The organism is Neobacillus nitrireducens (genome assembly GCF_030915405.1).
Classification (GTDB): domain Bacteria; phylum Bacillota; class Bacilli; order Bacillales; family Cytobacillaceae; genus Neobacillus.
Map to the genome: position 1 here is coordinate 1,056,735 of NZ_CP133262.1, position 19,957 is coordinate 1,076,691.

Sequence of the window (19,957 nt, forward strand, 5' to 3'; positions counted from 1 at the left end):
AGTAAATTTATTTCAAAAAATGCAAAAAAGAAAAACAAAAATCGGTTATTGGCGGGAAGTCATTTTATTATACTTTGTGGTATGTTAAAAACATTCCACAAGAAAGTAGCAAAGATAGCAGAAAGGATCCAAGCTAAGAGTGGTTTTTTATAATGAACAGCTAAAACAGAAAACATCACAAAACTAAATAAAGCGGACCAGCCTAAATTCCAGCCATTTTTATGGATGATTCCCCCTAATTTTAAATCAGCAAATTCATTAATGGTATACAGCAGTGTCCAGAATAGGATAAATACCAGCTTCTTCCACGCTATCTTAGGCATTTTACCGAGGAAAATGCTAATCGTTGCAGGATACTTAATTAACATAATCAAAAAGGCAATATGGGTGTGCTTAGCCCAGCCTTTATCACTTCCTAAAGGTACATACTCCCACATACTATGCTTATAAAATAAAAATTGATAAACCAAATCACCAACCATTAAGAAGAGAAAGGTTGGATAGTAGGCATTCCAATTTTTCCAATCCCCCCATTTTATTGCTGAAAAAATAAATATAGCCCCATAAATTGCATTCAGATTCACGAGCAAACTCCTTAAAATATTATATTGGTATTTTTTCCAGATAATTGGAAGTTAAAACCCGATGAATAAATAAAATATGTGCATTAAATAAGTCTTCCGTTTGGTAAACTGGTTTATCTTCCAAAGGATGTTTGTCCAAAAATGAGAAATAACGTCCAAAAAATTTTTATTTGGACGAAAATAGCTTATAATGTAGTTAACGCTTTAATAGGAGGATTTTTTATGAGTGATTCTAACCAAACCAATCCACAGGAAGAACCAAAGAAGAAAATTAGTCTGCAGGAAGCAATGAAGCTGCAGTTAGCAAACAAGAAAAACAAAACGGCCGGAGGAAATTTAGGCACAAATAGCTCACAGGCAACGAAGAAACTGCAAAGTCAGCAGACGAAAAAAGTTAGTAACTCACGGAGAAAAATGGGTGTCTAGCGGTCAAAATCGAGTCGATATTGTTCCGGGTGCACTGGTCAAAATTGTCCTAAAAGCTGACCAAAGAAGCGGTAAATTAACAGTGGGTACTGTCAAAGATATATTAACCAAGTCCAGTTTCCATCCACATGGCATCAAGGTAAGACTCACAGATGGACAAGTTGGCAGAGTAAAGGAAATAAATAGTTAAAACCCACCTTCTACAATGAATTGTAGAGGGTTTTTCAGCTGTCGAAAAACTTTCGACAGGCCTTTTATTAAATATAAGAACATTAACAAATTATTAATATATTGGCTTCGAACATGTCTGTTGATTGGCACTCCAGGCACTTCGCTTTCCGCGGGCGTGCCGGGGAGCCTCCTCGTCGCTTCGCTTCTGCGGGGTCTCCCCTGCCCCGTACTCCCGCAGGAGTCTTCGTGCCTTCCGCGCCAATCATCAGAGGGTAATATTCATTTAAGACACTCAACTTATAAAAAAAATAAGCGGTGATGTCAATGTTTAAGCCAAAAGCATCGAGATCAGTAAGAGGGGTTTATAAAGCCTGTTCCGGTTATAAAATCATTGACGTGATCGATAAGAAACGGTTATTTCTGCAACCTGCCAAAATATAAAAGATTGCAACACAATTTGCAAAGCTAGGAAAAGTATGTTGCAATGATTTAGGTTGTTTTCCTCCCTGATGATTGGAGCGGAGGGCACTCGACTCCTGCGGGATTGAGAGGTCACGGGAGACCCCGCAGGCGCCAAAGGCGCCGAGGAGGCTCCCGGACCTCCCCGCGGAAAGCGAGTGCCTGGAGCGGAAATCAACAGGCCCTTTAGCAGGTACAATGAATAATTTAATGCCGATAAAAAAACAGACCCAAATGCTTGGGTCTGTTTTATCGGTGGGTCATTATGCTTTACGGACGTTTACCGCTTGTGGTCCACGTTGACCACTTTCAATTTCAAACGTAACCTCTTGACCTTCATCTAATGTTTTGTATCCTTCACCCTGAATAGCTGAGAAGTGTACAAATACATCTTCTCCACCCTCGCGCTCAATGAAGCCAAAACCTTTTTCACCGTTAAACCATTTTACTTTACCTGTTTCCATCTTTGTAGCCTCCTAGCATGTAACAATTACATGTAAATTGCAAATTGACTTGCCCAATTATTTTTACCCAATTCCAGGATGCATATACCATTCTAACTCTCAAAAAAACCCTTTTTCGTAAATATTTTATTTAAAAAGTATCCATTTCCGGATTGCTTGTGCTACTCCATCTTCTTCATTACTTGCTGTTACCCAGTCTGCGGATTCCTTCACTGTATCCTGCGCATTTCCCATTGCTACCCCTAAACCGGCTGCTTTGATCATCGCCAAATCATTCAGACTGTCGCCTACCGCCATTACATTTTTCATATCCAAGCCCAGTCGTGAACAAACAATCCCAAGTCCCTTCGCTTTATTAATTCCTGCCGGATTAACTTCAATGTTCTTTAAGGTCGAATTACTTAATTCAAATTCACCCTTTGCCTGTAATTCATTCAGAATTAATGCTCTTGTTGCATCATCATCAATGTTAAAGCCAAACTTCATCCATTCAAATGTATGTAGATCTTCCGGCATTTCATTATGCCAATTTCTGACAGTGCTAATCGCCCAAAATTTTGTGTTATGCTGCTGCGTTAACCCCCACATCCACTCGACAAGGTCAGATTTCACTAAATTCCGCTCCACTAATTCTCGTTTCTCATCCCAAATTTCACTACCGTTGACCGTAACCAAATAAGAATTAAGCTCTAATGAGTCAGCATGCTCCCGACTTGTAGTTATTGAACGTCCCGTACTAAGAACCACAAAAACACCTTGATCTTTTGCAGCTTGAATTGCTTGACGATTAGCTTCAGATATCTGACCTTTATTATTTAACAGTGTCCCATCCATATCCAGTGCGACTAATTTGATGTCAACATCATTGATAAAATTATCCATATGAAAAAAATCCTCCTTACTTACTTTTTCCTTAATTAGATTAACACAAATAGGCATTCGAACGCATATAGTACCCATAAGCCAAGAATAGAAAGGTGTTTAAAGATGCCATCGGTTGTTATCAATTTATATTATTTAAAAATCAACAGTATTTCGGGTAATGGTTCGATAACTATTGGGGAAGCATCTCATAATAGTCCCACTTCCAATAGTAAATTACAAGGAATTAATGCTTCCTATGGAGATACTTCACCTACTGAAGCAATGATGGAGAACCTATTAAATGATCCTGACGTAAATGATCAAACCTCAATTGGCACTACAGATGCTACGAATATAAATACACCAATTCCAACTGTACCACTAATCTAAATTTATAGGAGTAAAATGATATGCCATTTCAAATAAATATTTTAAATTTCAAGATTAATGGAGCTACGCAAAACGGGAATGTTGATATCGGTCCTACTGTGCATAACAGCCATACCGCTAATAGTAAATTTGTTGGGGCAAATTTTTCTTTAGGTGATTTTTCACCTGCTTCTTCTCTTATGAATTCAGGAAATATAGATCCCGATGTAAGTGATCAGGATCAAATAGCTAACCCATCTATGCCTATCGCCAATCAACTTTAAAGGAGCAGTAAGATGGATATTGAAAAAATGAGAAAATGGCTGGAAATTACAAATGAGTATCGAGAGAGTAATTTTTGGTCTAGCGTCCTCAAGCAAAAACATCCTGATGAGTTTTTTAGAGAAGCGGTATGCAATCCAAAATTCGATATATATAAAAATGAAAATTATTATTTAATTATTTTTGAAATACCAGGAGTCAATCAAGAAGATCTGTCACTTAACTTAATTACCAATTCACAGTTAAAAGTTAATGGCAGAATTAAGCCTGTTCTACCAGTAGAAATGGAAATGCAAAGAGAGCGAATATATGGTGACTTTGAACGAATTATTGAACTTCCAGAACCAACACAGGCTCATTTAATGCAAACACAACTTTATAATGGCCTACTTCATATATCATTTCCTCGAAAAAATGGTTATTAACCTTTACAAAAATAAAACGCCTGTGGAGAATCCACAAGCGCTTTTTGTTATTAGTGATGATGATGGACACCCATAGTAGGGTTGGTAATTAGCCATTCTTCTTTCGGTAATTGGAAATATTGAATCCAGATACTATTTAAGGTTGGGTCGTTTTTATCAAGAATAAAATCAATTTCTTTGTCGCTTGTCACCACGACATCGTTTTCTGTTGGCGTGTCAAGCATTAGATCGTAATGGGCATGGTCGCCATGGATACTTGTAACATACACTCGGAACAGTTTCCCTTGTGCCTCTTCTTGTTCCATCATCTTTTTCAATGCTTTTGCTGCATTTCGATTAACTTTTACCTTCATTTTTTGCTCTCCTCTATCTATGTATTCAATAGTATTATCCCACTATTGTTCTCAATTAGACAATATAATCGCTTTGCCAGTAGCATTTCATTTTTTTTTTGGTATATTATTACTTTTTCTTTTTATCTTTACCAATTGGTAACTAATAAACGCTATGTATAATGGAATAGCGACATAAATGAAATATGGAAAGCGATGCTGCTCTTTTTTAAAGACGATGTAAATCGCATACCCTAGAAACAGCGTGACGATAATTCCATATTTCGGTAGAGGAACGTCTTTTAAACTTGGAATTTTTACAGTACTAACCATTAAGTAACAAATGACAAAAAAGGCAATCGGAAGGATAATTTCAGGCATTTTCCCCTGGAATAAGGTCAGCATTGTTAATAAGCCGCCACCAGCAGTGATTGGGACACCGGTAAAATACGAATTCGATGATTTAACAGCATTAATATTAAACCTTGCTAACCGGTAGGCACCGAATAATGGAAAAAGACCGGAAATGGCCATTCCAGCTACCCCAAACTCAGAGAAATAGGAATAATAGGCCATCATCGCAGGAGCAACCCCAAAGGTAACTACATCTGCAAGAGAGTCTAATTCTTTCCCTAATTCACTATCCACCCGTAACATTCTAGCGATTCGACCATCCATGCTATCGAGCATCATCCCAATTAAAATTAAAATGGCTGCATTTTTGTAATCACCTTGGGCGGAATACATAATGGATAAATATCCAAAAAATAAATTTGAAATCGTAAATAAATTAGGAATACTGTTTCTGATGATATGTATCACTCCATACTATAAAATAATTACGCAATCCTTTTTTCACGGTGTTTTACCTTATTATAGCTTTTTTCTTGGTAATATGGAAAAAACTTGATAGCCGTTGCAGTCCAATGTCATTCACCATTCATTATAGAATACTCTGGGTGTCACTACTACTACTTTAATATCACTGTACCTAAACTAGTATGTCATAAAAGTTCGAACCTAAATGGATGTTTATTAAAAAGGCAGATTTTTTAAGTCTGCCTTTCATTTGAGGCAAAAATAATTATAAGGTTTTTGTCTCTTCTCTCATCGGTTCGGCGCTTTTGTCTTTGGAGAAAAACCAGCCTGCTACAGCAATACCTACCAAAACAACATAAAAAGTTATTTTCCATCCCGTTGAATGGGCAAATTTCTCATTAAGAATAGCTAATGCCGGATGAGATAACGTGTAAACCGCGAGCTTAACTCCAACCCAACCCACAATTGTAAATGCAGCAATTTCTAGACCTGGTCGTTTTTCTAAAAGCTTTACAAACTGATTGGCAGCAAAGCGCATAATTATAAGGCCAATAATCCCACCAGCAAAAATAACTAAGAATTTACCACCATCTAGTCCACCGATATTGGGAAGCGGTGTTTCTGGCAGTGCTACTGCCATTGCAACAGCAGCAAGTATTGAATCAACGGCAAAAGCAATATCAGCCACTTCCACTTTCAAAACTGTTAACCAAAAGCTGCTAGTCTTTGATCCTTCCCTCTCCTCTTTTTCTTCTGCCTTTCCTTTAACCACCTTTCGGAATATATGATTGCCGGCCATAAACAGCAAATAAAGAGCACCAATGGCTTGAACCTGCCATACATCAACCAAAAATGAAATCACAAACAAAGAAGCAAACCGGAACACAAAGGCTCCTGCTAACCCATAAAACAATGCCTTTTTACGTTTTTCCTCAGGTAGTTGTTTTACCATAATTGCCAGTACTAATGCGTTATCTGCAGCCAATAGGCCCTCTAACGCTACCAAGATCAGTAACACCCATCCGTATTCCAGTAAAAGAGCTAAGTCCATAAATATTTCCTCCTTTAAAACTTGTTTTTTTCAAAAATACTCCCTTACGCCATAAAAATAGGCCTTTACTGATTACAGTAAAGGCCTAAAAATACACAAAAAGACCTTTACAGTAAAGTAAAGGTCTTGCTAACAACGTAAATGTTGCCAATAAAGCCGGAGAAATGAATTCTCGAAATGACGACTTTATTGTAGCAGCTACTCCCCTTTAAAAGGAAATATTTAATTACTATTAATATATTATAATCATGGTCAAATGTCAATGTGAGAATGAATGTTTACTAATGTTACCCTATTTTAGATTATAATCCATATACCTCAGTGTACTTTTTCTCAAGATATTCAACAAGGTATTCCGCGTTTAATTCCTCACCGGTGACCTTTACGATTAACTCATTGGGTGTGTAAAGCTTACCATACTGATGAATATTTTCCTTTAGCCATTCTTGAATTAGATCAAACCGGCCATTTTCGATATGGCTGTAAAAGTCAGGGATGTCTTTTTGAATCGTACGCAGTATTTGAGCTGCATAGAGATTCCCTAATGCGTACGAAGGGAAATATCCAATCCCGCCGAATGACCAATGGACATCTTGAAGGACGCCTTCTGAATCGGTACTCGGGGTTACTCCAAGATAATCCTGCATTTTCTGGTTCCAGACAGTTGGCAGGTCCTTCGCTTCGATCTCACCGCTTACTAATGCCTTTTCGATTTCATAACGAAGCATGATATGCAGATTATAGGTTAATTCATCCGCTTCTACACGAATAAAGGATGGTTGAACCGTATTAACGGCACGATAAAATTCATCCACTGAAAAAGATTCAAGCTGCTTTGGAAAATACTCCTGCAGTTTAGGATAGAAAAATTTCCAGAATTCTTTACTGCGGCCGACCATATTTTCCAAAAACCTCGATTGTGATTCATGGATTCCGAAAGATGCCCCGCTTTGGAGGACAGATTCCTCAAATTCAGGATTGATATGCTGCTCATATATTCCATGACCCGCTTCATGAATGGTTCCGAATAATGCAGACCTTACGTTTCTTTCTAAATAACGAGTGGTTAACCTAACATCTCCAGTATTAACGGTTTGGGCGAAGGGATGAACGGTTTCATCCAATCTGCCAGCCTCGAGATCAAAACCAATAATAGGCAAGATAAAGCGATTACATTCTTTTTGTTGTTCAATTGCAAATGATTGATCAAAAATTTCAGCCTGTGTCTTCGTTCCCTGTTTTTGAATGCGCTCTAATAGTTTCACACTAGAGTCTCTTAACTTAGCAAAGAGCGGGTCCAGTCTTTTAACAGTTAATCCAGGTTCAAATTCATCCAATAGTGCATCGTATGGGTGGTCAACATATCCATAAATTTCAGCAAATTTTCGTTTGTAGTCCACAATTTTTTCTAAATAAGGAAGGAAGCAGGCAAAATCATTATTTTCCCTTGCCTCCTCCCAGGCATCATTTGCCTGTGCCGTTAGAATACTATATTCCTGAAAAAGGTCTGCAGGGATGCTCTTCGATTTTTGATAGTAGGCGCTATATTCTCTAACTTTTGCTTTTGTTACTGCATCTAATAATTCAAAGTTTTCCGGAAGTGTTAATTCAGCAATCAGGTCGCCCATTTCCTGTGAAACAGAGAGCTTAAAAATTTCCGTCCTTAGGGTCCCGGTTGCCTTCGCAAAGATACTTCTGCCTTTTTTCGGTGCCATCACCTTTTGATCCCAATCAGCCAAACCGATGATACTTGAAAAATGAGTAATTTTTTCATCCAAGCCCTTAAATTGGATTAATGCCTTTTGAACAATTGGATCGATCACTTTCTGTTCCATTGAATACAGGCCTCCTAATCAATCTCTTTTTCTATTCATAAAGATGTTTTCAAGAATCAATCACATCCCTTTTGATTATAAATTAAATTTTCCACTATGGGAAAAATCTAGAAATTTTTTTATAGACAAAAAGTTTACAGAATCAAAGATGCTGTCGATTAATATACTTTTTTTCAATAAAGAAGAACTTTTTTAATACCACAATTTACTACCGGGCAAGCTATATATATATGTAAACATTTTGGACGTGTATAAGGATGTGAAGGCAATTTGGATCAACATAAAAAGAAGAAATCTCACTTTCCCTTTCGGCTAAATATCCTTTTTTTTAGTGTTTTTTTACTTTTTTCAGTTTTAATACTGCGACTTGGCTTTGTTCAAATCGTCTATGGTGAAAATTTTAAAAGGGATTTAGAAAGAAAAGAAGATATAACGGTCAGTAATCCTGTTCCAAGGGGAAAAATACTTGACCGTGATTATCGGATTATTGTCGATAATGTGCCAAAAAATGCCATCACTTACACGAACGAGGGATTTAGCCAACAAGTTATGCTTGAAACTGCAGAAAAATTAGCAAAACTAATCCATAAAGAAACAGACAAGGTAACCGAAAGAGATAGACTCGATTTCTGGTTAATAAATAATCCTGACCGTGCAAATGCCAAAATCACGAAGAATGAAATGGAATTATATTATGCAAAAAAATTAACTGACATGGATATATATAAATTAAAATTAGGACGCATAGCAGCCGATGAATTAAAGGAAATAAATAAGGATAAGCTTGAGGCTCTAGCACTTTTTAAAGAGTTCAATAACGGGTACAAATTTACCACCCAAGTTATAAAAAATGAAGGTGTGACCTCGAAGGAATTAGCCGTTGTGAACGAAAATCTTCAATCCCTTCCGGGTGTAGATACTACAACTGACTGGGAGCGTTCCTATTCTTTTGACGGAACCTTAAAATCTGTGTTAGGTAAAGTAACCAAATCAGATGATGGACTGCCAGCTGAACAATTGGAATATTTCTTGGCAAGAGATTACAACCGGAATGACCGTGTCGGCAAAAGCCAGCTTGAATGGCAGTATGAAGATGTTCTTCATGGCTATAAATCAAAAGTAAAAAATGTAACCGATAAAACAGGGAATGTCATTGAAAATCATCCTGTATCAAAAGGTAAAAAAGGGAAAGATCTTGTCTTAAGCATTGATATGGATCTACAAATGAAGGTTGATCGGATTATTGAGGAAGAACTTTGGGCCGCTAAAAGATATCCCGGGACGTTTTTAACCGACCGAGCCTATGTAGTCTTAATGAACCCGAAAACAGGCGAAGTCTTAGCTATGTCTGGAAAAAAAATAGTTAGAAACAAACAAACTGGCAGAGTCGAAATGGAAGATGATGCCTTAGGGACTTTTACCACCACGTATAATGTTGGTTCGACTGTAAAGGGTGCCACGATTTTGACCGGTTATAAAACAGGAGCAATTGCCCCGGGTACTGTTTTTGATGATGCAGGTTTAAAAATTCAAGCGACACCTTTAAAAAAATCCTATGCTTACTTAGGAAAATTAAATGAAATTAATGCCTTAAAATTATCTTCCAACGTTTATATGTTCCATACCGCTATTAGAATTGGAAAAGGGCATTATGAATATGATAAACCGTTAAACTTTAGCTCGAAGGCTTTTGACACGATTAGAAACTCATTTGCTTCGTTTGGCCTTGGAACAAGAACTGGAATTGATTTACCGAATGAGCAGTCTGGATTTAAAGGTACCAGCCACCTGCCGGGGTATTTACTTGACCTCGTGATTGGCCAATATGATACCTATTCCGCCATGCAATTGGCACAATATGTTTCAACAATTGCGAATGGCGGATATCGGATGCAGCCACATGTGGTAAAACAAATGCTAGAACCCAAGGAAGGAAAGGATGAACTAGGGCCGATTGTGAAAGAAATCTCTCCAACCGTCCTTAATTCAATTGATGTGAATCCAGATTGGATGTACCGCGTCCAAGTAGGTTTTAAAAAGGTCATGCAGGAACGTGGCGGGACAGCTTATAAATACTTTAGAAATGCACGCTACTCTCCTGCCGGGAAAACAGGGACTGCCGAAGCTTTTTATGATGGACCTGAGCGGCATCGTTTTGGTAAGGAGCCCCCTCCCGTAATGAACCTAAGCTTGGTAAGCTATGCACCTAGTACGAATCCTGAAATCGCCATGGCCGTGATTGTTCCATGGGCATATCAAGGAAAAAAGGACAACCGTGCAAACCTGAAAATTGGCCGCCGTGTTCTGGACACCTATTTTGAGATGAAAAAAAGATAAATTATGATGCGGGTGCCTATGCAGGGCATCCTTTTTATTTGTCATTTTTTCCCGAGCACTGACTTCAATGCACTTTCAATTTCTGCATAGCCGGTACAGCGGCAGATATTCGATTCGAGCCATTCTTTAATCATATGATCATCAGCATCGGGATGCTTTAGAATTAACGAATGGCAGTTCATAATGAACCCGGGGGTACAGTAGCCGCATTGAAATGCAAAATTTTCCACAAAAGCCTTTTGGATAGGGGTATTCTCCAGTCCCTCAATAGTTGTTACTTTTTTTCCAACAGCTTCAACGGCCAGCATGAGACATGATTTCATCGGCCATCCTTCTACATTAACGGTACATGCGCCGCAGTCTCCGTTTAGACACCCCGGTTTTGCACCGGTCAAACCAAGTTTGCCACGGAGTACATATAAAAGAGTATCAGCAGATCTCACCATTACACTCCGATTTTCTCCATTGATTGACAAGGTTATGGTGTGAGATTTCAAAGTACTCCCCTCCTTTAAGTCCCTTTTAAAACTAGCGTCAAATTCGATCCAACACGGTGAACACATCTGATAATAGATTCCTCAAAACAAAAAGCCGATAGTTTGCTGACCCTTCGACATCATCTAAAATAGGTTTTGGCAGCTTGGAAAGTCCCTCATCAATCCTTGAACTAACAGGCAGATCTCGTTTATTTAATGTAGCTTCCAGCTCTTTTGAACGAAATGGGAAGGGGCATAGGCCACTGATGGCAACACGGACCTCCTGACCGATTTTCAAAGCTGCGACAGTAATTAACGGATAGCCTGTGTCCCACTGCTGGCGCCGCTTAAAACTATAAAATGGTGCTGAGATAAACCGAGTTTCTGTTGCTAATTGAATGAGAAATTCACCTTTTTTTAGTTGAAGCTTTTCAAGAAATAGCTCATGGATAGGTACCATCTTTTTTCCATCCGGACCAACAATTAATACCTGGCTATCAGCAAGTAAAAATGGCAGGACAGCTTCTCGGTAAAATATCTGAGCGCAGATATTGCCTCCTAAGGTAATCTTCCCTCGTGCCGTATGATCGGCAACTTCGCTTGCTGTTTTCGTTAACAACGGAAAAAGATTTGCTTCTTCAATTTTTGTAAGCGTTAAAGTACTGCCAAGCAGCAAATGATCGGCACTTACCTGCATAACATTGCATTCGGGAATACCCTTTATATCAATAACTGCCTCGGTATAAGCTAAATCAATTCTTCCGAGTGTAATTAATTCGGTTCCACCCGAAAAGAACATTGGCTGCTTGCCGTGCTGATCTAAATACTGATATAAATCGACAGCTTCTTTCAATGAGGTCGGCTTGTAATAATCAAAATCAAAAGGAAGCATTATTTTTGTGCCTCCTTTGCTTTCCAAATCAGCTCTGGGATCAGCGGCAAATGGTGCAGTGAAACTCCAGCTGCTGTTGATAATGCATTTCCGAGTGCTGCAGGCATGCCCATTAGGCCGTGCTCACCAACGCCGCGCGCCCCATATGGACCATCGATTTGAGGTGTTTCAACAAAGTCGACTAAGTATTCTGGATTCTCTCCAAAGCGAAGTGGCCGATAGGTTCGAAGTTGGGGGTTCATAACCCTGCCCTGTTCATCAAAATAAAATGTTTCCCGCCCCGCAAAGGCTAAACCCATGCTCATGGCACCCATCACCTGACCCAAGGCAGCTTTTTCGTTTAGAACTCGGCCAATGTCAACAACAGTACACGCCTTCAGAAGTCGATAGGTAAAATCCCTTTTATCAAATTCAATTTCCACCCCGTAGGCAGCTACCGTCCATTCAGGTCCGGGCTTGCCAGCCCCAGTCTCTGGGTCTAAATGAGTAAGATGACGTAAGATATAATTACCCTTGCCAATGATTTGCCCGCCAATGGAATTCCCATTTGGATACTGATACCCATAGCATATATCTTTAAATGGAAGTCCTATTTTAGGGTCGTCTCGTAAAAAGACTCGGCTATTTGCTACTTCAAGGTCCTCTCTTGGTGCTCTTAAAACCGTAGCAGCGATATCCTTTAACTGCCTTATGACATCCTCTGCAGCTTCGAGAAGCGCTCTTCCCCCCATAAAAGTTCCTCTGCTCGCAACTGTCTTCCAATGCTCCGGAGTTGTTTGCGTATCTATTTCCATCCGGACATAAATTTTATCCACATCCATCTTCAGCCGTTCTGCAAGAATTTGGGCAAGGACTGTCTTCGTCCCCGTTCCAATTTCGATTACGCCTGATAGCAAATTTATACTTCCGTCACGATTAAACGTTAAAATGACCCCTGAGGGTGCATTTGGATCAATCGTCGATGTTTTCCAGCTGCATGCTATTCCCTTTACCTTGCGAATCCGTTCATTTATTTCTTCGATGGGCCCTTGGTCCCACTTCATTAAATCTCTTACTCTCTCGATACATTTTTGCAGATTTCCAACATTGCTTTTATTTAACCGGACCCTTGTTGGGGTCGTGTTTCCTGGTTTAATCGCATTTAAATAGCGCAGCTTCAATGGGTCGAGCTTTAATTTCTGCGCAAGCAGATCCATGGTTCGCTCTATGGCAAAGGAAAGCTCGGAATGACTAAAGCCTCTGTATGGTGCTGCATAGGGGTGGTTTGTATACATGCAATACGAGTCACACCAGACATTTTCAATATGATACGGTCCTGTGCAATCGACTGCACCTGCCCTTGTTAAATCAATTGCCTTATCGGAATAGGCCCCGCCATCCCACAAAAAGCGAATTTCAGCCGCCTTAATTTTCCCGCTGCTGTCTGCTCCAAGTTTTATTTTTGCATCTAAACCGATATGACAGGGCGATGTTAGGATATCTTCCTCTCTTGTATTCAAAATTTCGACCGGTTTTCCGCCAACTGCCTTCGATGCTAGATAAGCAAGTATCTCAAGCTGAACAGCAGCTTTCCCGCCATAGGCTCCGCCTACTAGTGGGGTATGGACAATAATTTTCCCCATGTCCTCACCAAAATAGTCAGCGATGAGCCTCTTAACCATGTACGGAGCTTGAGAAGAGGTGGTAATGATGATATTCCCCTCGGGCAAAATCTCCGCAGTCGCACATCTTGTTTCCATGGCCACGTGATCCGAGGGTGAGAAGGAATAGCTCGCTTCCACCACTGACGTACTTTCCGACCACCCCTTATCCATCTTCCCCTTCCGGATTTTAATATGAGTTGCAATATTGGTGTCAGGCACCGGGTGAGAATCAAATTCCTTTTTATATTCGCTCAAGCGTTCATGGACTAACGGGGCCCCTTTTTCGAATGCTTGAGATGGTGAATTAACGACCGGTAATAATTCATATTGGACCTTAATAAGGTCTGCAGCCCTTTTAGCTTGATTAGGTGAATCAGCCACTACAAGAGCAACCGTTTCCCCGTGGTAACGAACCTTATCAAAGGCGATTGGAGGGCGGTCCCGTATTGCTTCCCCTGTCAATGGATACTGTTTCCCGGCGAGTATAACCCGTACTCCAGGTACCTTTGAAGCCTCCGTTATGTCTATGTTCACAATTTTCGCATGACCAAAAGGGCTAATGACCTTTTTGCCAGACAGCATCGGAATCGAGTGATAGTCATGGGTGTATTTCGCCCTTCCTGTCACTTTATCTAGCGCCTCTTTCCGAATGACACTTTTCCCGATCACTTCCAAGCTCATCCCTCCCCCCAATTTATTCGGATTTTCTAGATGTTACTTGGTAAATCCAGTTTTACTCAGTTCATACCACTAGTTCCACTCAATCTGGAATTGTCCAAAGGAGTTGAACTCTTTCATGGACTGGCGTTCTCCACACCTCAACTAATTGGGCGACAATACTAACGGCAATTTCCTCTGGACCTTTTGCTCCAATATTCCGGCCTACCGGTGAGTAAATCCAGTCTGGGACATTATCACGTTTAAGCAGCCTTTTAGTTCTTTCACGCGGTCCTAGTACGCCTAAGTACCTAATATTTTCCTTACGAACCCACTTTAATATTTCTTGATCCCTTTCAAAATGATGCGTCATAATGACAACATAATCAAAAGGTGAAAAGGAAATTTGCTTCAACAGATTTTTAGGAAATCCTAACAGGAGCTCCGATGCATTTGGAAAGTATTTCTTCTGACAAAATGCTTCCCGCCAATCGCAAACTGTTACTAAGAATCCTGTTTTCGCTGCCAGCTCAACAAGCGGTTTTGCGTCTGGTCCTGCTCCGAAGACGATAAGTCGCGGCTTGGGTTGATACGTATGCTGGTATATCGAATGAGGTCCGGGTATGATTCCACTTTTCGATGTAAAAGCAATTTCCGGGATATCCCCTGACCAATTTCCAAACGGATCGCCTTCCTCCGCAATTAACAAATACTCTCCCAATTCATCCAGTTTTTTTAACATGATTACCGGTTGGTATCTAGCTAAGGATCTTTTAACAACAAAGAAATCCTCCGTTAAATTTTCAGAAACCGGCTCAAGTAATATATCAATCGTGCCGTTACAGCCATTTCCCTGACCCCAGCTCATATCGCCTTCATCGGACAGGTGGTATTGAAATAGTTTTGCCTCCTGTTTCTCTATCACCTCTTCAGCTTTTATGGCCAAGTCTGTTTCCAAACAACCCGCAGTTAACATGCCAATTTGCTTACCATCTTCAAAGAAAAGCATCGCAGAGCCTTCCCGTTTATAGGCTGATCCTTGAACACGAACAATTGTTGCTAACACCTTCTTCCCTGGTTGACCAATAACTTCTAATATCGGATAAATATCATCCATCGGATTCCTCCACTTCAATCTCAAAAAATTCCTATTTTATTTATATAAATTAGAAGCTATTCCTAGAATGATAATTTTTTAATGGTCTCTCTCCAAGTTGTAAATCGTCGAAAAAAACTGGTTAGTGGTATGATGATGAATATATTGCAAAAAATAAACGAATCACGGGGTCCAGCAAAGGATGAAGAAATGAAGAAAAATCGTGCATTTTTTTTAACAGCAGTTGCTTCTGGAACAATGTTAAATCCACTTAATTCGTCAATGATTGCTTTAGCGTTACACAGTATTCAAAAAGATTTTCAGCTTTCCTTTACCACCGTTTCGTGGTTGATTTCGAGCTTTTATTTAGCTAGCGCTGTGGCACAGCCCGTTACAGGAAAGATTGGCGATATTTTTGGGCGAAAAAAAACGTTTTTAACCGGTCTCATTTTAGTTGCCCTCTCAGCAATTGGTGCACCTCTGTCATCTACCTTTTTCATGTTACTCATCATGAGACTGTTTCAATCGATTGGGAGCAGCGCCATTTATCCATCAGGGATGGCATTAATTCGGGATCATATCAAGGAAAGACAAGCTTCAGCCCTTGCCGTATTATCAATTTTTGCATCCGCCATGGTCGCACTTGGGCCAACAATTGGTGGTTTCTTAATTGTTTTAGGTAATTGGCCAGCCATTTTCTGGGTTAATTTTCCTTTTATTATTCTCAGTTTTCTGCTCGGGTGGTTTTTGTTTCCGAAAGACCTTAAACAAGATAAGGCACACATGAAGAAATTATTCTCCAACTTAGATTTTCTCGGAATTGGCTACTTCGCTTCAGGAATGGTTTTCTTTTTATGGTTTTTATTATCATTTGAAGGGAAAATTTATTATCTTTCGGGGATTGTTGGCATTCTCTTTTTTGGTTTATTTGTTTGGAGGGAGTTACGAGTAAAGGAACCATTTATTGATATTCGTATCTTCAAAACACATCCAAAACTGTCTATGGTATACATCCAGTTTATTTTTTTAAATATCTTTTTCTATTGTTTATTTTTTGGCCTGCCAAGTTATTTTCAAGAGGGGATGGGTTTAAGTGTTGAATTAAGCGGCTTGTTAATGCTATTCATGTCTGGAATCAGCATTATTATCTCATCTGTAACAGGAAAATGGATCGACCGATCAGGTGTACACCAGCCGATCATGGTTGGCTCATTTGTGTCGATTATTGGCGCGCTGGCTTTTATTCTATTTTTCGTTAATTCTTCCTATTTGGGTATCGGGATTATTTTATCAATCATGGGCTTAAGCTACGGAATTGGAAATGTTGTTCTGCAAGTGGCTATGGTAAAAGAGAGTCCTAAAGAAATTATTGGTACCACATCCGGCTTGTTTCAAACCTGCCGATATTTAGGTTCGATTTTATCTTCAATCATATTAGGATTAATCTTTGGGAAAGAAGTAACTGCCGAAAATATGAGAATTATTGGGGATGTTTTATTAATAACAGGTATCATCAGCTTTTTAATGAGCCTCTGGTTCTCTCGGGAGAACCTTAACTTTAGAAAAATGCGGCATGTCCAGTAAACCTTTGTAGGGATTTCTTGCTACTGAATGTCATGAGGACAAAAACTTGACCTCCCGTTCGAAATTTTGTCCTCATGAACAGTTCCTTATTTAATCGGTAATACATAGAACAACACACAAAAGAAGTGCGCCATACTTGCTGCTAATACAAATAGGTGCCAGACAGCGTGGTGATAGGTAAACCCCCGCCAAACGTAAAATATGGCTCCGAGTGTATACAGTGCCCCACCAATAATTAAATAAGTTATCCCCTGTGGCGCTAAATTATTCACTAATGGCTTCCAAGCAAAGACCATTAACCAACCCATGACCACATACAGAGCCGTGGATGAAAAAAGGTACTTTTTCACAAAAAAACATTTAAAGACGGTACCAGCAATCGCCAGTCCCCAAACAATTCCAAAAAGTGACCATCCGAGTGTTCCTTTGATGACAACTAATAAAAATGGTGTATAGCTACCGGCAATAAAAAAGTATATCGACGAATGGTCAAAAATCTCGAAAATGTCCTTTACCTTTCCTGCGGGGAAGCTATGGAGCAATGTGGATGACATATAAAGAATAAACATCGTTACACCAAAGATCGTGAAGCTAACGACATGCCATACCGTTCCATAGAGAGTTGCATAAACAATTAATATAACTAAGGCAGAAATGCTTAATAGTGCTCCAATTCCGTGTGTAATGGAATTTGCTAGTTCCTCTTTCTTTGAAAAAATATGTGTGGCTGCCAATAGAATTCAATCCTTTCAAATAAAGCAAGATTCAATTAAATAGAAATGATATTCATGAAAATACCATGATTATCAACCGACCACAATGTACATTTGTCATCTGCCAAAACAAAAAAAGTGAAACCCAGCGCTTGGCTTCACTTTCATTTCTATTTCTTAAACTATTAATCTTTCGTTCATAGTTTATTAATAATTATCCAGTAAGATTTAAATAGGTTCACGGAAGAACCTTAAACCTCCACCCCCTTAAAATATAGATTTGTTTGAATACCCGGCCCAGTGCCGGGTAATTTTTTTGTTTTATGGAATTAGTATACTTCTTCCAATCCCTGTCAATAACAATACCAATTAAGAAATTAAGAGGTGTTATGTTTGAAGGGAATTTATTTTATTAATGATCGCATTTGTATAAATGGACTTACGAAACAGGAAAGCCTTACATTTCAAGAACAATCCTTGAAAAAATTTATTAACGACCAAAACATTCAAGTGGTTAAGTTTAACCCTTACCAATTAAACGATTTTTACACCATTCCACATGCCTTGTTATACGACTTAAAAAAGGAAAAAGTACAAATCGATTGTTTTATGTATTACTCATCACAGGTAATGGAAGATTTTATTTACAGTTATCCAGCTAAATGGCTTATTTTAAAAAGCTTCTTCAAGGAACTCATCGCTGTTGAGAAACAAAATGATTTAAATATTTCAGAAGTAGTTTAATCCGATGAATTTTTTGCTTGTTTTCGATAAATGAAAACAAAGTTAATGACAAAAATAATGAGGACATAAATGCCGTATAAGCTAAAAGCATAAAGTTTGTTATTACTAAATGATGCACCCGCATACGACAAAAGAAGAATATTAGGGATCTTTCCGATTAGGGATGCCGTAAAAAAAGGCAGCCATTTCACCTGACTTAATCCACAAATGATATTGACAACGGGTGCTGGAATGACAGGGATTAAGCGGCAAGTTAAAATGGCTAAAAAGGAATTTCTGTTTAGAAACTCATCGTACTCCTGAACTTTTGGATACTTCATCAGTTTTTCCTGTGCAAAATCACGAAACCCGTACCTGGATATAAAGAAGAAAACCATCGTTCCTGCCATTGCACCCGTTAATGAAACAAGCATTCCTTGCGTTGTACCAAATACAGCTCCAATCATTCCTGCTAAAACAGGAAATGGGATGACGGGAAAGAAGACACAAATAGACACAAATAACATACTAATCATAATGGAAAAGGCTCCACCTTGGTTAACTAGGAATAATAGTTCATCCTTTTGCAATAACCCAATCGCTATGATGATTAGCAAAATTCCTATACTTAAAATTCTTTTAAACATCTAAAAACCCCATTCAATTTAATAACCTCAGCATACTATATTTTTAATTTTGACAATAATAAAAAAGGCCATTCCTTAGAAAGGCCCTTCTAGTTATCTATTAAAATGCCGTTCTCGCACCTAGGTATTTAGGTTTCCAATAGGTATTTGACATATCCGCAATCGATACACCCTTAGAACCCGCTTGAATGAATTGGTTGTTTTCTAAGTAAATTCCTACATGTGTAGGTCCTGGTGCATACGTTTCAAAGAATACCAAATCTCCTGGATTCGGGGTGCTTACTACTTTCAGACCCGACCACTGAGTTCCTGCTGTTCGCGGAATGGCAATACCAACTTTATTAAAAACATAACTTGTGAATCCACTGCAATCAAAACCTACTGGCGTATTTCCGCCCCATAAATACGGGGTACCTATGTATTTTTTTGCTTCATCGATTACCATTTGCGCCTTTGTGACGATTGGTGAAGGCACTGGAGTTAATTGTGAACCTGAAGGTACTTTCAAGACTTGTCCGACATAAATCATATCAGTTGTAAGATTGTTCAGTGATTTAAGTTGAGTTACAGTAAGCTTGTAGCGGACTGAGATTAGATAAAGTGTATCCCCTTTTTGAACCGTATAGGTTGATGCTACAAGTTCGTGGCTATGCGGTGCTAATAATGATAGTTGCTGATTTACATAGATCGCATCACTTGTTAGGTGATTCCAAGTTTTTAAGTCTGCAATTGATATTTTGTTTGCTTTCGAGATTTTCCAAAGAGTATCCCCCGATTGTACCGTATAAATGTTTTCATGTGCACTTACAGAACCACCAAATGTGCTAAACAAGAGCCCGGCCGTTGCTGCGAATGATAGTAGATGTTTTTTCATCGTCGCACTCCTTCATTTCGTTTGTGAGTATAGATACATCATAAACGACAAATTAGGAAAGAATAAATACCAAAGATATGGCTTTCTTGTTAGAAAAAGGTAAACACCCGTAATGAAAACTATTAATATATCAAAAAAATTGAACGACAATCCTAAAAAATCAGACTTTTAATGTAGAAATATTGTAACAATACTACCATGCACTGGCGGATGATAATCCTATAATAAACCTAT

General features: G+C 38.9%; 22 protein-coding genes. 8 read left to right on the top strand and 14 right to left on the bottom strand.

The window, feature by feature from the left end:
• Window positions 1-59: 59 nt before the first annotated feature.
• A complete protein-coding gene (locus tag RCG22_RS05205; protein ID WP_098261456.1) occupies window positions 60-584 on the bottom strand; it encodes a CBO0543 family protein in 525 nt (174 codons plus the stop codon).
• Window positions 585-806: 222 nt separating this feature from the next.
• Between RCG22_RS05205 and RCG22_RS05210 the strand changes: the two genes are divergently transcribed.
• Together RCG22_RS05210 and RCG22_RS05215 are read left to right on the top strand one after the other, a co-directional pair.
• Window positions 807-1,010 (top strand): hypothetical protein, encoded by a 204-nt coding sequence (locus tag RCG22_RS05210; RefSeq protein ID WP_308106023.1) that lies wholly within the window; start codon window positions 807-809, stop codon window positions 1,008-1,010.
• Entirely contained in the window at window positions 1,003-1,200 is a 198-nt protein-coding gene (locus RCG22_RS05215; RefSeq protein ID WP_098261454.1) for a YwbE family protein, read from the top strand. The genes RCG22_RS05210 and RCG22_RS05215 overlap by 8 nt, the downstream gene beginning before the upstream one ends.
• A 703-nt stretch (window positions 1,201-1,903) precedes the next feature.
• On the opposite strand, the gene RCG22_RS05220 is transcribed toward RCG22_RS05215, so the two are convergent.
• Both RCG22_RS05220 and RCG22_RS05225 read right to left on the bottom strand, forming a co-directional pair.
• Complete coding sequence (locus tag RCG22_RS05220) at window positions 1,904-2,104, bottom strand: cold-shock protein (protein ID WP_066253553.1); 201 nt, start codon at window positions 2,102-2,104, stop codon at window positions 1,904-1,906.
• 126 nt (window positions 2,105-2,230) lie between these two features.
• Complete coding sequence (locus tag RCG22_RS05225) at window positions 2,231-2,986, bottom strand: Cof-type HAD-IIB family hydrolase (protein ID WP_308106024.1); 756 nt, start codon at window positions 2,984-2,986, stop codon at window positions 2,231-2,233.
• Window positions 2,987-3,091: 105 nt separating this feature from the next.
• Here RCG22_RS05225 and RCG22_RS05230 point away from each other — a divergent pair, with 105 nt between their 5' ends.
• The 3 genes from RCG22_RS05230 to RCG22_RS05240 are packed head-to-tail and all read left to right on the top strand — an operon-like array spanning window position 3,092 to window position 4,044.
• Window positions 3,092-3,358: a spore germination protein gene (locus RCG22_RS05230; RefSeq protein WP_308106025.1), complete on the top strand. Its 267-nt coding sequence runs from the start codon at window positions 3,092-3,094 to the stop codon at window positions 3,356-3,358.
• A 20-nt stretch (window positions 3,359-3,378) separates the two neighbouring features.
• The gene (locus RCG22_RS05235) at window positions 3,379-3,621 is read left to right on the top strand and encodes a spore germination protein (protein WP_066253547.1); all 243 of its coding nucleotides are present in this window, start codon (window positions 3,379-3,381) and stop codon (window positions 3,619-3,621) included.
• A gap of 12 nt (window positions 3,622-3,633) precedes the next feature.
• Window positions 3,634-4,044: an Hsp20/alpha crystallin family protein gene (locus RCG22_RS05240; RefSeq protein ID WP_098261452.1), complete on the top strand. Its 411-nt coding sequence runs from the start codon at window positions 3,634-3,636 to the stop codon at window positions 4,042-4,044.
• A 50-nt stretch (window positions 4,045-4,094) separates the two neighbouring features.
• Here the strand turns inward: RCG22_RS05240 and RCG22_RS05245 are convergent, their stop codons facing one another.
• From RCG22_RS05245 to RCG22_RS05260, 4 genes are all read right to left on the bottom strand, one after another.
• Window positions 4,095-4,397: a heme biosynthesis protein HemY gene (locus RCG22_RS05245; protein WP_066253541.1), complete on the bottom strand. Its 303-nt coding sequence runs from the start codon at window positions 4,395-4,397 to the stop codon at window positions 4,095-4,097.
• Between the two features lie 87 nt (window positions 4,398-4,484).
• On the bottom strand, window positions 4,485-5,198 hold the full coding sequence (pssA, locus tag RCG22_RS05250) for a CDP-diacylglycerol--serine O-phosphatidyltransferase (protein WP_308106026.1): 714 nt from the start codon (window positions 5,196-5,198) through the stop codon (window positions 4,485-4,487).
• A gap of 262 nt (window positions 5,199-5,460) precedes the next feature.
• On the bottom strand, window positions 5,461-6,246 hold the full coding sequence (locus tag RCG22_RS05255; RefSeq protein WP_308106027.1) for a TerC family protein: 786 nt from the start codon (window positions 6,244-6,246) through the stop codon (window positions 5,461-5,463).
• A gap of 302 nt (window positions 6,247-6,548) precedes the next feature.
• A complete protein-coding gene (locus RCG22_RS05260; RefSeq protein WP_308106028.1) occupies window positions 6,549-8,081 on the bottom strand; it encodes a carboxypeptidase M32 in 1,533 nt (510 codons plus the stop codon).
• Window positions 8,082-8,351: 270 nt separating this feature from the next.
• On the opposite strand from RCG22_RS05260, the gene RCG22_RS05265 reads away from it, so the two are divergent.
• Complete coding sequence (locus tag RCG22_RS05265) at window positions 8,352-10,418, top strand: peptidoglycan D,D-transpeptidase FtsI family protein (protein ID WP_308106029.1); 2,067 nt, start codon at window positions 8,352-8,354, stop codon at window positions 10,416-10,418.
• Window positions 10,419-10,459: 41 nt separating this feature from the next.
• Here RCG22_RS05265 and RCG22_RS05270 read toward each other — a convergent pair whose 3' ends face one another.
• The 4 genes from RCG22_RS05270 to RCG22_RS05285 form a co-directional block, all read right to left on the bottom strand.
• Window positions 10,460-10,915 (bottom strand): (2Fe-2S)-binding protein, encoded by a 456-nt coding sequence (locus RCG22_RS05270; protein ID WP_308106030.1) that lies wholly within the window; start codon window positions 10,913-10,915, stop codon window positions 10,460-10,462.
• Window positions 10,916-10,952: 37 nt separating this feature from the next.
• Complete coding sequence (locus tag RCG22_RS05275) at window positions 10,953-11,786, bottom strand: FAD binding domain-containing protein (RefSeq protein ID WP_308106031.1); 834 nt, start codon at window positions 11,784-11,786, stop codon at window positions 10,953-10,955.
• Complete coding sequence (locus RCG22_RS05280; RefSeq protein WP_308106032.1) at window positions 11,786-14,110, bottom strand: xanthine dehydrogenase family protein molybdopterin-binding subunit; 2,325 nt, start codon at window positions 14,108-14,110, stop codon at window positions 11,786-11,788. The genes RCG22_RS05275 and RCG22_RS05280 overlap by 1 nt, the downstream gene beginning before the upstream one ends.
• 79 nt (window positions 14,111-14,189) lie before the next feature.
• Entirely contained in the window at window positions 14,190-15,203 is a 1,014-nt protein-coding gene (locus RCG22_RS05285; RefSeq protein WP_308106033.1) for an XdhC family protein, read from the bottom strand.
• A 189-nt stretch (window positions 15,204-15,392) separates the two neighbouring features.
• Between RCG22_RS05285 and RCG22_RS05290 the strand changes: the two genes are divergently transcribed.
• A complete protein-coding gene (locus tag RCG22_RS05290; RefSeq protein WP_308106034.1) occupies window positions 15,393-16,766 on the top strand; it encodes an MFS transporter in 1,374 nt (457 codons plus the stop codon).
• 86 nt (window positions 16,767-16,852) lie between these two features.
• Here the strand turns inward: RCG22_RS05290 and trhA are convergent, their stop codons facing one another.
• Window positions 16,853-17,500 carry a PAQR family membrane homeostasis protein TrhA gene (trhA, locus tag RCG22_RS05295; protein ID WP_308106035.1) on the bottom strand — a complete coding sequence of 216 codons (648 nt, stop codon included), beginning with the start codon at window positions 17,498-17,500 and terminating at the stop codon, window positions 16,853-16,855.
• 363 nt (window positions 17,501-17,863) lie between these two features.
• Here trhA and RCG22_RS05300 point away from each other — a divergent pair, with 363 nt between their 5' ends.
• Window positions 17,864-18,223, top strand: a complete 360-nt coding sequence (locus RCG22_RS05300) for a hypothetical protein (RefSeq protein WP_308106036.1) — start codon at window positions 17,864-17,866, stop codon at window positions 18,221-18,223.
• On the opposite strand, the gene RCG22_RS05305 is transcribed toward RCG22_RS05300, so the two are convergent.
• Both RCG22_RS05305 and RCG22_RS05310 read right to left on the bottom strand, forming a co-directional pair.
• A complete protein-coding gene (locus RCG22_RS05305) occupies window positions 18,220-18,849 on the bottom strand; it encodes a TVP38/TMEM64 family protein (protein ID WP_308106037.1) in 630 nt (209 codons plus the stop codon). The two genes, RCG22_RS05300 and RCG22_RS05305, sit on opposite strands and share 4 nt — an antisense overlap.
• Window positions 18,850-18,949: 100 nt before the next feature.
• A complete protein-coding gene (locus tag RCG22_RS05310; RefSeq protein WP_308106038.1) occupies window positions 18,950-19,723 on the bottom strand; it encodes a C40 family peptidase in 774 nt (257 codons plus the stop codon).
• Window positions 19,724-19,957: the final 234 nt, after the last annotated feature.